Annotated in this window: 13 protein-coding genes, 1 other RNA gene and 1 pseudogene; 7 read left to right on the plus strand and 8 right to left on the minus strand. The window is 65.1% G+C overall.

All coding sequences use genetic code 11. The annotated features are described in order from the left end of the window. Window positions 1-45 precede the first annotated feature (45 nt). The 4 genes from ABIB91_RS15400 to dapE all read left to right on the plus strand — a co-directional run bounded on the left by ABIB91_RS15400 (window position 46) and on the right by dapE (window position 3877). Complete coding sequence (locus tag ABIB91_RS15400; protein ID WP_007597685.1) at window positions 46-738, plus strand: pyrimidine 5'-nucleotidase; 693 nt, start codon at window positions 46-48, stop codon at window positions 736-738. Between the two features lie 244 nt (window positions 739-982). Next, on the plus strand, window positions 983-1828 hold the full coding sequence (dapD, locus tag ABIB91_RS15405) for a 2,3,4,5-tetrahydropyridine-2,6-dicarboxylate N-succinyltransferase (protein ID WP_354162521.1): 846 nt from the start codon (window positions 983-985) through the stop codon (window positions 1826-1828). Window positions 1829-2060: 232 nt separating this feature from the next. Next, entirely contained in the window at window positions 2061-2714 is a 654-nt protein-coding gene (locus ABIB91_RS15410; RefSeq protein WP_354162518.1) for a DUF805 domain-containing protein, read from the plus strand. Then, window positions 2711-3877 carry a succinyl-diaminopimelate desuccinylase gene (gene dapE, locus ABIB91_RS15415; RefSeq protein WP_354162515.1) on the plus strand — a complete coding sequence of 389 codons (1167 nt, stop codon included), beginning with the start codon at window positions 2711-2713 and terminating at the stop codon, window positions 3875-3877. Before ABIB91_RS15410 ends, dapE begins: the two co-directional genes overlap by 4 nt. A 167-nt stretch (window positions 3878-4044) precedes the next feature. Here the strand turns inward: dapE and truA are convergent, their stop codons facing one another. From truA to def, 3 genes are all read right to left on the minus strand, one after another. Further along, entirely contained in the window at window positions 4045-4782 is a 738-nt protein-coding gene (gene truA / locus ABIB91_RS15420; protein ID WP_354162782.1) for a tRNA pseudouridine(38-40) synthase TruA, read from the minus strand. Between the two features lie 120 nt (window positions 4783-4902). Beyond that, entirely contained in the window at window positions 4903-5838 is a 936-nt protein-coding gene (gene fmt / locus ABIB91_RS15425) for a methionyl-tRNA formyltransferase (protein ID WP_354162512.1), read from the minus strand. Between the two features lie 202 nt (window positions 5839-6040). Continuing rightward, on the minus strand, window positions 6041-6565 hold the full coding sequence (gene def / locus ABIB91_RS15430) for a peptide deformylase (RefSeq protein WP_354162509.1): 525 nt from the start codon (window positions 6563-6565) through the stop codon (window positions 6041-6043). A 171-nt stretch (window positions 6566-6736) separates the two neighbouring features. Between def and ABIB91_RS15435 the strand changes: the two genes are divergently transcribed. The 3 genes and pseudogenes from ABIB91_RS15435 to ABIB91_RS15445 all read left to right on the plus strand — a co-directional run bounded on the left by ABIB91_RS15435 (window position 6737) and on the right by ABIB91_RS15445 (window position 9804). Then, window positions 6737-7936, plus strand: a complete 1200-nt coding sequence (locus ABIB91_RS15435) for a DNA recombination protein RmuC (protein WP_354162506.1) — start codon at window positions 6737-6739, stop codon at window positions 7934-7936. Window positions 7937-8024: 88 nt separating this feature from the next. After that, window positions 8025-8321, plus strand: a pseudogene (locus ABIB91_RS15440) (GIY-YIG nuclease family protein); the annotation flags it as partial. Window positions 8322-8439: 118 nt separating this feature from the next. After that, complete coding sequence (locus tag ABIB91_RS15445) at window positions 8440-9804, plus strand: AmpG family muropeptide MFS transporter (RefSeq protein ID WP_354162503.1); 1365 nt, start codon at window positions 8440-8442, stop codon at window positions 9802-9804. Window positions 9805-9946: 142 nt separating this feature from the next. On the opposite strand, the gene ABIB91_RS15450 is transcribed toward ABIB91_RS15445, so the two are convergent. The 5 genes from ABIB91_RS15450 to ffs all read right to left on the minus strand — a co-directional run bounded on the left by ABIB91_RS15450 (window position 9947) and on the right by ffs (window position 13377). After that, window positions 9947-10384, minus strand: coding sequence for a hypothetical protein (locus ABIB91_RS15450; protein ID WP_354162500.1), 438 nt, complete (start codon window positions 10382-10384; stop codon window positions 9947-9949). Window positions 10385-10410: 26 nt separating this feature from the next. Next, on the minus strand, window positions 10411-11013 hold the full coding sequence (gene recR, locus ABIB91_RS15455; RefSeq protein ID WP_007604678.1) for a recombination mediator RecR: 603 nt from the start codon (window positions 11011-11013) through the stop codon (window positions 10411-10413). A 1-nt stretch (window position 11014) separates the two neighbouring features. After that, window positions 11015-11344 carry a YbaB/EbfC family nucleoid-associated protein gene (locus tag ABIB91_RS15460; protein WP_007597704.1) on the minus strand — a complete coding sequence of 110 codons (330 nt, stop codon included), beginning with the start codon at window positions 11342-11344 and terminating at the stop codon, window positions 11015-11017. A 24-nt stretch (window positions 11345-11368) separates the two neighbouring features. Continuing rightward, on the minus strand, window positions 11369-13186 hold the full coding sequence (locus ABIB91_RS15465) for a DNA polymerase III subunit gamma/tau (protein ID WP_354162495.1): 1818 nt from the start codon (window positions 13184-13186) through the stop codon (window positions 11369-11371). Window positions 13187-13280: 94 nt separating this feature from the next. Then, window positions 13281-13377: signal recognition particle sRNA small type (gene ffs / locus ABIB91_RS15470), an RNA gene on the minus strand. Between the last annotated feature and the right edge of the window lie 60 nt (window positions 13378-13437).

Genomic DNA, 13437 nt, shown 5'->3' on the forward strand with positions numbered 1-13437 from the left:
GATTGAGGGTGGGGCGCCACCGCGGTCAACGGATAGAGAGTGAAAATGAAATCCCCCCGCGCCTTCGGCCATGTCGACACCTGGGTGTTCGACCTCGACAACACGCTCTATCCGCACCACGTCAATCTGTGGCAACAGGTCGATGCGCGGATCACCGAGTTCGTTTGCAATTGGCTCGATCTGACAGCGGTGGAAGCGCGCAAGATCCAGAAGGATTATTACCAGCGCTTCGGCACCACCATGCGCGGCATGATGACCCTGCATGGCGTCCGCGCCGACGACTATCTCGCCTATGTCCACAAGATCGACCACTCTCCGCTAGAGCCGAACCCGGCGCTGGGCGAGGCCATCGCAAAACTGCCGGGACGAAAGCTGATCCTGACCAACGGTTCGGTCGATCATGTCGATGCGGTGCTGGCGCGGCTCGGCTTTGCCACGCATTTCGACGGCGTGTTCGACATCATCGCCGCCGAATTCGAGCCGAAGCCGGCGCCGCAGACCTACCGCAAGTTTCTCGCCGACCATTCGGTCGATCCGACCCGCGCCGCGATGTTCGAAGACCTCGCCCGCAACCTCACCGTCCCGCACGAACTCGGCATGACCACCGTGCTGGTGATACCGGATGGGACGAAAGAGGTCGTGCGCGAGGACTGGGAATTGGCGGGCCGTGATGCCGCCCATGTCGACCATGTCACGGATGATCTCGCGGGTTTTTTGGGCAGGCTGTCTCCCAAATAACCGCTGTCGTCCTGGCGAAAGCCAGGACCCATTATCCCAGGGTGGAATTTGGCGCGAGCTGATAACTACCAGCCTTCGCCAAACACCTCCCAGGGGTAATGGGTCCTGGATCGGCGCTCACGTTGTTCGCTTGTCCAGGACGACGATGGAGGACGACACTGAGTTTGCCTTGACTCCGTCCCCCCAAATCCCGAAAAAGCGCTCCAAATCACCGCAAATCCTGCCTTCCCGAGAGGAAATCCTGATGTCCCTGTCCGCCCTCGAATCCACCATCAACGGCGCCTTCGAGGCGCGCGATGGCGTCTCGACCTCGACCAGGGGCGAGGTCCGCGAGGCCGTGGATCACGCGCTGGAGATTTTGGACAAGGGCGAGGCCCGCGTTGCCGAGCGTGGGACCGACGGCAAGTGGAAGGTCAATCAATGGCTGAAGAAGGCGGTGCTGCTCTCGTTCCGCCTCAACGACATGGGCGCCATTCCTGGCGGCCCCGGCAAGGCGGCCTGGTGGGACAAGGTGCCCTCGAAGTTCGAGGGCTGGGGCGAGAACCGCTTTCGCGACGCCGGCTTCCGCGCCGTCCCCGGCGCCATCGTGCGCCGCTCGGCCTTCATCGCCCGCAACGTCGTGCTGATGCCCTCTTTCGTCAATCTCGGCGCCTATGTCGATGAATCCACCATGATCGACACCTGGTCGACCGTCGGCTCCTGCGCGCAGATCGGCAAGCGCGTGCACATCTCCGGCGGCGTCGGCATCGGCGGCGTGCTCGAGCCGCTGCAGGCCGAGCCCGTGATCATCGAGGACGATTGCTTCATCGGCGCGCGCTCCGAGGTCGCCGAAGGCGTGATCGTGCGCAAGGGCGCGGTGCTGTCGATGGGCGTGTTCCTGGGTGCCTCGACCAAGATCGTCGACCGCGACACCGGCGAGATCTTCATCGGCGAAGTGCCGGAATATTCGGTGGTCGTTCCCGGCGCGCTGCCCGGCAAGCCGATGAAGAACGGCCAGATCGGCCCGAGCACCGCCTGCGCCGTCATCGTCAAGCGCGTCGACGAGCGCACGCGCTCAAAGACCAGCATCAACGAGCTGCTGCGGGATTGAGAGTCTATTCTCTCACCGTCACCCTGAGGTGCTCGCCTCTTCGGCGAGCCTCGAAGGGCGACGGCCCGGCAGCCAGCTACATCTCGGCCGCTCATCCTTCGAGGCTCCCCCGGCGGTGCTCTGCACTGCAGGCCTCGCACCTCAGGAAGACGGGTCTGGCAACGGCATCGAACCCACCCTCCCCCCATCGCGACCAAGATCCGGGCGACCTCTCCCGCCCGGAGCCTCTGGCATGGACTGGACCTGGTATCTCTTCCGCTTTGACGGCCGCATCAACCGCGCCTTGCTGTGGCAGGCGCTGCTGATCGTCATGATGCTGGCCTGCATGCTCGGGATGATCGACCAGGCCATCAAGGTGCTGAACGGGGCCGCAACTTTCGCCTTCAACTTCAAGCTCGACTTTGATTTCGGTGTCGACGACATCTTCAACGTGGTCGATCCCAGGGCCTACCGTCTGCTGGCAACAACCGATCGCGCGACCCTCATCCTCAGGGGGCTCGGCACTTTGCTATTCCTGTGGATCTACCTGGCAACCGCGACCAAGCGGCTGCACGATCGGGACCGGAGCGGCTGGTGGCTGGTTCCGTTTTTCGTCGTGCCCGCGTTGTTCGACCAGTTCTCGGACCTGCTGCCCACCGAATCAAACTGGGTTCTTGCTCTCGCCTGGGCCATGCACATTCCGTGGTTTTGGGGCCTCGTGGAAATGTTCATCGTGCCCGGCACCTCGGGCGACAACCGGTTCGGCGCCGATCCGTTGGCTAAGGTGGAGAGCGGCTCCGCGCCCGCCCCGCCTGCGGCGAGAAGCTGGGACCAGCAGAGCGAGATCGAATTTGTCCCGCCCAGTGCTAGCCCACCCGGCGGCATGCATGTTAAGCGGGGCGTATGACCGATGCTCTCTCGATCGCCCGCGATCTCATCCGCTGCCCCTCGGTAACCCCGGCCGATGCCGGTGCGCTGGGCGTGCTCGAAAAAGCACTCAACGCAGCCGGCTTCACGTGCCACCGCGTCACCTTCAGCGAGCCCGGCACCGCCGACGTCGACAATCTCTATGCGCGGATCGGCACTGACGGGCCGCACATCACTTTTGCCGGCCACACCGACGTGGTGCCGCCGGGCGACGAGAGCGCCTGGAGCGTCGGCGCGTTCTCCGGCGAGGTGAAGGACGGCTTTCTGCACGGGCGCGGCGCGGTCGACATGAAGGGCGGCATCGCCTGCTCGGTCGCCGCGGTGCTGGAGCATCTTGCCGCGAACGACGGCAAGCCACGCAGCGACGGCAAAGGTTCGATCTCATTCCTGATCACCGGCGACGAGGAAGACGTCTCCATCAACGGTACCATCAAGCTGCTGAAGTGGGCGGCGGAGCGCGGCGAGAAATTCGACCATTGCGTGCTCGGCGAGCCCTCCAATGTCGAGGCGCTCGGCGACACCATCAAGGTCGGCCGCCGCGGCTCGCAATCGGGCACGCTGTATGTCGACGGCGTGCAGGGCCACGTCGCCTATCCGCACCGCGCCGCCAATCCGGTGCCTGATATCTCGCGGCTGATCGTGGCGATCTCCGACGAACCGCTCGACCATGGCAGCGCGCAGTTCCAGGCCTCCAATCTCGAATTCATCTCGGTCGACGTCGGCAACACCGCCAACAACGTCATCCCAGGACAAGCCCGCGCAAAATTCAACATCCGCTACAACGACAATCACACCCAGGCGAGCCTGCGCGAGCTGGTCGAGACGCGGCTGACCAAAGCCTGCGGCAACCGGATCCGCGCCCGCATCGTCTGGGAGCCTTCGAACTCGAACGTGTTCGTGACCAAGCCCGGCCCGTTCACCGATCTCGCGGTGTCCGCGATCGAGGAAGTGACGGGCCGCAAGCCGGAGCTGTCGACCTCAGGCGGCACCTCGGATGCGCGCTTCATCTCGAGCTATTGCCCGGTGATCGAGTTCGGCCTGGTGGGACAGACCATGCACCAGGTCGACGAGCGCGTGCCGGTTGGGGATTTGGAGCAGTTGACGAAGGTGTATCGCGGGATTTTGGCGAGGTATTTTGCGTAGCCCCCATTGCCGCCAAACCCTCCGCTGTCATCGCCCGGCTTCACCGGGCGATCCAGTATTCCAGAGACGGCAGTGACTGAGCCGAGAGGCCGCGGCGTACTGGATGCCCCGGTCAAGCCGGGGCATGACAGTGGTGGATGTAGCGAGAGCGCGCGCCCTCACCCCAATCAGTAATCCACCTGCATCAGATACAGCCCGTCCGGCGGGGCGACGATGCCGCAGGCGGCGCGGTTGCGTGCAGCGAGCGCTGCGGAGAGATCTTCGGCGGTCCAGCGGCCTTCGCCGACCCACATCAGCGACCCCACCATCGAGCGCACCTGGCTGTGCAGGAACGAGCGCGCCGAGGTGAGAATCGTGATCTCGCGCCCGTCGCGCAGCACGTCGAGTTGATCGAGCGTCTTCTCCGGCGACTTGGCCTGGCACTCGGTGTCGCGGAAGGTGGTGAAATCGTGCTTGCCGAGCAGGCGTTGTGCCGCCGCATGCATCGCATCGGCATCGAGCCGGCGCGGCACACGCCAGGCGTGGCCGGCATCGAGCGCGAGATTGGCGCGGGTGTTGACGATGCGGTAGCGATAGTGGCGCTTGATGGCCGAGAAGCGCGCCTCGAAAGTCTCCGGCACGATATCGGCTTCGACCACGGCGATGGGATGCGGGCGCAAATGCGCATTCAAGCCGTCGCGAAAACGGCCCTGCGGAAACTGCTTGTCGATATCGACATGCGCGACCTGGCCGCGCGCATGCACGCCGGCATCGGTGCGCCCGGCGCCGTGCACGCGCGCATCCGCGCCGGTCATCGCCTTCACCGCCGCTTCCAGCGCGCCCTGCACCGAGGGCAGCGTCTCCTGCACCTGCCAGCCGAAGAACGGCGCGCCGTCATATTCGATGGTGAGCTTGTAGCGGGGCATCTTGTCCAGTTTCGCTGTCATCGCCCGGCTCGACCGGGCGATCCAGTACTCCGCAGCCTATCCGTTCGACCGAGAAGCCTCGGCGTACTGGATACCCCGCCTTCGCGGGGTATGACAGCGTCAGGTGAATTTGGCGCCGGACTTCAGCGGCACGCCACGCAGGAAGTCCGCGGCCTGCATGCGCGCCTTGCCTTCGCGCTGGAGCTCGATCAGGCGGATTGCGCCCTCGCCGCAGGCGATGGTGAGGTGATCGTCGAGCACCTCGCCCGGCGTACCCGAACCCTTCGCCAATTCACAGCGCAGGATTTTTACGCGCGCGTTCTCGCTCACGCCGGTGAGCTCGGCCCAGGCGCCGGGAAACGGCGACAGGCCGTGGATATGGCTCAGCACCTCGCGCGCGGGCCTGGTCCAGTCGATCCGCGCTTCGGCCTTGTCGATCTTGGCGGCGTAGGTGACGCCATCCTCGCTCTGCTGCTTGAGCTGAAGCCCGCCGCGGTCGAGCGCGGCCATGGCGCGCACCATCAGATCGGCACCGAGCCGGGCCAGACGATCGTGCAGATCGAGCGCGGTCATATTGTCCGTGATCGCGAGCCGTTCCGCCATGGCGACGTCGCCGGTGTCGAGGCCAACATCCATCTTCATCACCATCACGCCGCTCTCGGCATCGCCGGCCATGATCGCGCGATTGATGGGAGCAGCACCGCGCCAGCGTGGCAGCAGCGAAGCGTGCAGATTGTAGCAGCCGAGCTTTGGCGCATCGAGGATCGCCTGCGGCAGGATCATGCCATAGGCGACGACGACGGCCGCATCGGCGTCGAAGGCGCGGAATTCTTCCCGCGCCTCCGGCGTCTTCAACGTCTTCGGCGTCAGCACGGGCACGCCGAGCTTTCGCGCGGCCTCTTCCACCGGGGTCGGCTGCAATTGCAGGCCACGCCGTCCGCCGGGCTTCGGCGCGCGCGTATACACGGCCGCGATCTCGTGGCCGTGCGCGACGAGCTCGAGCAGCGTCGGCACGGAGAAATCGGGCGTGCCCATGAAGATCAGGCGGAGGGGCATGACAAGGACTCGGTACGTTCCCTCCCCCCTTGTGGGGGAGGCTTAGGGAGAGGGGTGCCACACGACGCGCTCTCTCGGCATGAGCGCTCACCGCACGCACTTGATCAGATGACGGATAGACTTCCTCCTGGGCTACCCCTCTCCCCCGCCCTCCCCCACAAGGGGGGAGGGAGCGCAGGGGAGCGTGGGGCAGCACCGAAAACTACTCCGCGCGCTTGGCGGCTTTCTCGAATTTCTTCAGCACGCGGTCGCGCTTGAGCTTCGACAGATAGTCGACGAACAGCACGCCGTTGAGATGGTCGATCTCGTGCTGGATGCAGGTGGCGTAGAGGCCTTCGGCGTCCTCCTCATGCACCTTGCCGTCCAGATCGATGTAGCGCACCCGCACCTTCGCGGGACGCTCGACCTCCTCGTAATATTCGGGGATCGACAGGCAGCCTTCCTCGTAGACCGACAGGTCCTCGGAGGAGGCGATGATTTCCGGATTGATGAAGACGCGCGGCTCGGGCTTGGTCTCGCCGTCCTGGTCGGGCTTGGCGAGGTCCATGGTGATCAGCCGCAACGGCTGCGCGATCTGGATCGCCGCGAGCCCGATGCCGGGCGCGTCGTACATGGTCTCGAACATGTCGTCGGCAAGCTTGCGGATCTCCGGCGTGACCTTCTCGATCGGCTTGGAGACCAGACGCAGCTGCTTGTCGGGCAGGATGATGATTTCTCTGAGGGCCATGGCCGCGATTTAAGCCGGGCGCCGGACGCGGTCAATCCGGCCGGGAACCCCGTTAACCCTCCGCTAACCATAAAACTTCAGGTTTCGTTAACCATAAAAATTAACGAGGCATTTACACTAAATGTTCGCTATTCGTTCGTGCCGCCGAGCGAATCGGCTAGAAGCAGGGGCATGAACGAGATCATTTTCATGCTCGGCGACTGGCCGGTGCGCACCGTGGACGCGCTGATCGGCTTCGGCGCGCTGGTCCTCATCCTGCTGGCGGTCATCGCCGTCGTGATCGCGCGCTCCGGGCGGCGCGGGGCGGAACTTGCGATGGCCAACGCGATCCGCGCCGACGAACTCGAGGAGCGCATCAGCCAGATGCTGCATGCCCAGAGCGAGGCTTCGGGGCGGGTCGATGCCATGACCCAGACGCTGGCCGGTCGCCAGGCAGACATGGCACGCGCGGTCAACGAGCGGCTGGATTCGGTGACCCACCGCGTCGGCCAGTCCATGGAGAACACCACCCGCAACACCATGGAGAGCCTGCGCGCGCTGCACGAGCGGCTCGGCATCATCGACAGCGCGCACAAGAACCTCACCGACCTCACCACACAGGTGACGACCCTGCGCGACGTGCTCGCCAACAAGCAGTCGCGCGGCGCCTTCGGTCAGGCGCGGATGGAAGCGATCGTCCAGGACGGTCTGCCGAAGGGCGCCTACGAGTTCCAGTTCACGCTCTCGACCGGCAAGCGTCCGGACTGCGTCGTGTTCCTGCCCGACCAGCGGCCGCTCTGCATCGACGCGAAATTTCCGCTGGAAGCGATGACCGCGCTGCATGATGCGCGCACCGATGAGGAAAAGCGGATCGCCACGCAGCGGCTGCGCGGCGACGTGATGAAGCACGTCAGCGACATCGCCGAAAAATATCTCGTCGCCGGCGAGACCCAGGACATGGCGCTGATGTTCGTGCCGTCGGAATCGGTCTACGCCGAAATCCACGACGGTTTCGACGACGTAATCCAGAAGGCGTATCGCGCCCGCGTCGTGCTGGTGTCGCCTTCGTTGCTGATGCTGGCGATCCAGGTGATGCAGCAGATCATGAAGGACGCGCGCATGCGCGATGCCGCCGACCAGATCCAGACCGAGGTGATCAAGCTCGGCGACGATCTCGGCCGCCTGCGCGAGCGCGTGCTGAAATTGCAGAAACACTTTGCCGACGCCAACGAAGACGTCCGCCAGATCCTGATCTCCGCCGACAAGATCGAGAAGCGCGCGGGGCGGATCGAAGAGCTCGATTTCAGCAAGACCGATGCGCCCGAAGCCCCGCATCTCGTAGCGACCGGCGCTGCCGAACTGTTCCCGAGGAAGCTCCAGGCTGGGGAGTGATTCTACGCTGAGATGCGGTAACCTGCCGCCTCAATCTCGCTGTCGTCGCCCGGCTTGACCGGGCGATCCAGTATCCCAGAGGCGGCAGATGGGCGCTCGCTGCTACTACGTCTACATTCTCGCCAGCAAGATGGGTGGCACGCTTTATATTGGCGTAACGAACGATCTCATCCGCCGGGTGGCAGAGCACAAGTTGAAACTGATCGAGAGCTTCACGAAAGACTACGATGTCGTGAAGCTCGTTTACTTCGAGCAGTTCGACGACCCCGAGAATGCGATCGAACGGGAGAAGCGGCTGAAGAAGTGGAAGCGCGATTGGAAGATCGCGTTGATCGAGAAAGACAATCCGGATTGGAACGATCTCTATTCGGGGATTGCTGGCCCCCATAATGCCGGCCTCTGGAATACTGGGTCGCCCGGTCAAGCCGGGCGACGACACCTCCTCTTTGGCCGGCAGGAGCGACACCTCACTTGTGGCGGCCAGAATCTGCTAACACCCACCCATGACCGCACCCGACGCGACCTCCCCTGCCGGCCCCGACACGACCCCCACCTCCTGGCGTGATAGCCTTGCCGTTTACCTGCAACGGCGGGTGCTGATCGTGCTGTTCCTCGGCTTCTCGTCCGGGCTGCCGCTGGCGCTGTCGGGCTCGACGCTGCTGGTGTGGATGCGGGAATCCGGCGTCGATCTCAAGACCATCGGGCTGTTTGCGCTGGTCGGCACGCCCTACACGCTGAAATTCCTGTGGGCGCCGCTGGTCGATGCGATGCATGTGCCGCTGTTCACGCGCGCGTTCGGGCGGCGCCGCGGCTGGCTGCTGTTCTCGCAATTGCTGCTGATCGTCGCGATCCTGCTGCTGGCGCTGACCGATCCCGCGCGCTCGCCGTTCTATGTCGCGCTCGGCGCATTGCTGGTGGCGACGGCCTCGTCGACGCAGGACATCGTGGTCGATGCCTTCCGCGTCGAGAGCCTGCCGGAAAGCGAGCAGGCCGCCGGCATGGCGTCCTATGTCGCGGCCTATCGCATCGGCATGCTGGTCTCGACCGCCGGCGCGCTGTTCATTGTGTCGGGCTTCGAGAGCACCGGCATCACCCGCACGTCCGCCTGGATGTGGGGTTATGTGGTGATGGCGGCGATGGTGCTGATCGGGACGATCACGGCGCTGGTCGCGACCGAGCCCGAGCAATCGGTGCGGGCGGAAGCCGCGACGCAGACGCAGACCGCGTTCGCGCGCGTGCTGCACGCGGCGATCGGCGCCTTCTCGGAATTCCTGACGCGCAAGGACGCGCTTGCGGCACTCGCCTTCGTCGTGCTGTTCAAGTTCACCGACGCCTTCTCCGGCACGATGACCGCGCCGTTCGTGATCGACCTCGGCTTCTCCCGCAACGACTATGCGGCGATCGTGAAGGGTGTGGGCCTCGCTGCGACGCTGATCGGCGGCTTTGCCGGCGGCTTCGTCGCCCGGCGCTATTCGCTCGCGAGCAGCCTCTGGATCGGCGGCGTGGTGCAGGCGCTCGCGAACCTCTCCTTTTCCTGGCTGGCCTTCGTCGGCACCAGCCAATGGGCGCTCGCCTTCGCCATCACTTGTGAGAACTTCACCAGCGCCATCGGCACGGTGATCTTCGTCGCCTATCTTTCGGCGCTCTGCCAGAACCCGCTGCACACGGCGACGCAATATGCGCTGCTCACCGCGCTTGCCGCGGTGGGGCGGACCTATCTCTCGTCAGGCGCCGGCTTCGTGGCTGATACCACCGGCTGGCCGCTGTTCTTCGTGATCTGCATGCTGGTGGCGATCCCGAGCCTGGTGCTGCTGGCCTGGCTGCAGAAGCGCGGGCATTTTGATGCACTGGGGCCGGTGAGGGTTTAGCGCAACGACCGCTGTCATGCCCCGCGAAGGCGGGGCATCCAGTACGCCGAGATGGTTGTGATTGACCGAGAAGCTGCGGCGTACTGGATCGCCCGCCTACGCGGGCGATGACACCGGAATCCTGGAGAGAGGGAACCTCCCCCTACTGCTTCTTGATCAAACTCCACTTCGTGATCACGGCCTCGCTCATCTGGCCGGGATCGCTGGCGCAGGCGATCTCGTCGACCTTGACCGAGATCTCCTTGCCGGCGAACGTCTTCAGCTGCGCGGCCTGGGCGTCGCCGCTGGGAACGAGCTGGAAGGTTTCGGGTCCGGTCTCGAGATTGCACAGCCCGCTCGGCGGCGGCAGGCGGCGCGGCTCGGAGGTGATCTGGTAGGTCGCAACCCGCTTGCCGACGTTCTTGACGTCGCGCACTTTCATCGTGTTCAGCTCGCCCGAGAGCACCTCGCCGGCATTGATCGGCTTGCCGGGCTTCGACGGCGGCGGAGCCCCGTCATCCTGCTGCGCGGAGATGGCCGGCGTCGCCAGCATCGCGATCGTCGCGACCAAAGCCCATCGTTTGGCGAAAAGTTTCGTCATGTCGTCCGTTCCGTAAGTCTGGATGGCTAGAACAGGGTACGCTGCCGCATCGCGGCCGATAGCGTGCCTTCATCGAGATAATCAAGCTCGCCGCCGACCGGCACACCATGGGCAAGCCGGGTTACTTTTACGTTGGCGTCCTGAAGCAGGTCGGTGATGTAGTGCGCCGTGGTCTGGCCGTCGACCGTGGCATTCAGCGCCAGGATGACCTCATGCACCTGCGCCTCATGCGCGCGCGCGACCAGCGCCTCGATGGTGAGGTCCTGCGGACCGACGCCGTCGAGCGGCGACAATGTCGCGCCCAGCACGTGATAGCGCCCTTGAGTGGCATTGGCCCGCTCCAGCGCCCAGAGATCGGCAACGTCGGCGACGACGACGATGATCGAGGGATCGCGCCTCGGATCGGTGCAGACCGTGCAGGGACTTTGCGTGTCGATGTTGCCGCAGGTCTTGCAGACCTGGACCTTCTCGAGCGCGACCTGCATGGCCGAGGACAGCGGCATCATCAGCGCTTCGCGCTTCTTGATCAGATGCAGCGCGGCACGCCGCGCCGAGCGCGGGCCGAGGCCCGGCAGCCGCGCGAGAAGCTGGACCAGCCGCTCGATTTCAGGACCCGCAACAGCGCCCATCCTACTGGCCGAACAGCCCCGACAGCCCCGGCGGCAGGCCGAGCCCGCCGGTGAGCGACTGCATCTTCTCCTGCATAGCGGCTTCCGCCTTGCGGCGGGCCTCGCCGAACGCGGTGACGAGCAGATCCTCGAGCACTTCGCGCTCTTCCGCCTTCATCAGCGAAGGATCGATCTTGACGCCCTTGACGTCCATCTTCGCGGTCATGCGCACGGCGACGAGACCGCCGCCGGAGATGCCCTCGACCTCGACGTTGGCGAGCTGATCCTGCATCTCCTGCATCTTGGATTGCAGCTGCTGCGCCTGCTTCATCATGCCGAAAATATCGACCATCGGTGCTGTCCTTGAAAATCGGCTCTAGAGATCGTCGCCGTCGGAACCGTCGGGCGGATCGTCACTGCCATAGTCGGCGTTAATATCGGATTCCGGCGCCTCGGGGGCAAGCCTGCGTACCTCGACGACCTTCGCACCCGGAAAACGCGACAGCACCTCGCGCACGCGCGGATCGGCCTCGGCGGTGCGCGCATGTTCCTGCTTGGCCGCCTGGTTCACCGAGCGCAGCGTCGGCTGGCCCTGCTCGTTGGAGACGATCACGGTCCAGCGCCGCCCGGTCCAGAGCTCGAATTTGCGCGCGAGATCGGAAATCATGGTCTTGGAGGCGTTGGGCTCGAGCGCGACTTCCAGCCGGCCTTCCTCGAAACGGACGAGGCGCATGTCGCCTTCGAGCGCGCCCTTGGTCAGGAGGTCGCGCTTCTGCCCGGCCAGCGCAACGAGCTGGGTGAAGCTCGTGACGCGCAACACGGGCGCGGCAGCTTGCGGATCCGGCGCGGGCGTTGCCATCTGCGGACGGGCACCACCGCCGCCGAAGGAGGACGGCGACGATGTCGGAATGCGAACTGGAGCCGCGGACGCCACCGGCCCCGCCGGCGCGCTGCGCGTGGCACCGCCGCCGCTCACGACTGGCGAACCGCCGCCGTTCTGCTCCAGCATCTTGATCGCTTCGTCCGGCGTCGGCAGGTCGGCGACATAGGCGATGCGCACCAGCACCATCTCGGCGGCAGCCGCGGGCCGCGTCGCGGCCTGCACCTCGGTGATGCCCTTGAGCAGCATCTGCCACATCCGCGACAGCACGCGCATCGAGATCTTCGAGGCGAAATCCCGTGCGCGCACACGCTCGGTCTCGCCATAGGCGACGTTGTCGGCGGTCGCCGGCACGATCTTCACCCTGGTGACGAAATTGACGAATTCGGCGAGATCCGAGAGCACGACGATCGGATCGGCGCCGACGTCGTATTGGTCGCGGAACTCCCTGAACGCGGATGCGATGTCGCCACGCGCCAGAGAATCGAAAAGATCGATGACACGGGTGCGGTCGGCGAGCCCCAGCATCTGCCTGACGGCATCGGCCTTCACGGCGCCTGCCGCATGCGCGATCGCCTGATCGAGCAGCGAGAGCGAATCGCGCACCGAGCCTTCGGCAGCGCGCGCAATGATGCCGAGCGCTTCGGGCTCGATCTCGACATTTTCCTTGGCCGCGATGTTGGCGAGATGCTTCATCAGCACGTCGGCCTCGACGCGGCGCAGGTCAAAGCGCTGGCAGCGCGACAGCACGGTCACCGGAACCTTGCGGATCTCCGTCGTGGCGAACACGAATTTGGCGTGCTCCGGCGGTTCCTCCAGCGTCTTCAGGAAGGCGTTGAACGCCGCTGTCGACAGCATGTGGACTTCGTCGATGATGTAGACCTTGTAGCGGGCGCTGGCCGGCGCGTAGCGGACGCTGTCATTGATCTGACGAACGTCGTCGACGCCGGTATGCGAGGCCGCGTCCATCTCCAGCACGTCCATGTGCCGGCTTTCCATGATCGCCTGACAATGCACGCCGAGCGTCGGCATCTGGACCGTCGGGCCCTTCACCGAGCCATCCGGCATCTCGTAGTTGAGCGCACGGGCAAGGATGCGCGCGGTGGTGGTCTTGCCGACCCCGCGGACGCCGGTGAGAATCCAGGCCTGCGGAATGCGGCCGGTCTCGAACGCGTTGGAGACGGTGCGGACCACGGCCTCCTGGCCGATCAGATCGTCGAAGCTTGAAGGACGGTATTTCCGCGCCAGCACCCGGTAGGGCGTGCTGGCCTGGCCGGCGCTGTGAGGGTTGGGAGGGGCGCCAGCGTCGGTCATCGGTCGATCCGCAATGAAGTGTCTTTCGGCCGGCTTTGCGGAAAGGAGCGCGCTGGCGGCCCGAGCCGCCGGCGCAATTCGCTCGGAAAAACAGGTAGGAGACTGACGAGCGACCCGATCCGGACCTCGTTAGGGCTGCTTCCTTCCGGACCTGACCCGGTTGGCGAGTGGCTCGTCCACCGCCAATCTCCCGGTCCCTATTTGGGGCCAAAAGGACCGGAAAGCAAGCGGGTATCGGCTTGAACAGGCTG

Origin of the sequence: Bradyrhizobium sp. JR4.3 (genome assembly GCF_040547695.1) — a bacterium.
Taxonomy (GTDB): Bacteria; Pseudomonadota; Alphaproteobacteria; order Rhizobiales; family Xanthobacteraceae; genus Bradyrhizobium; species Bradyrhizobium canariense.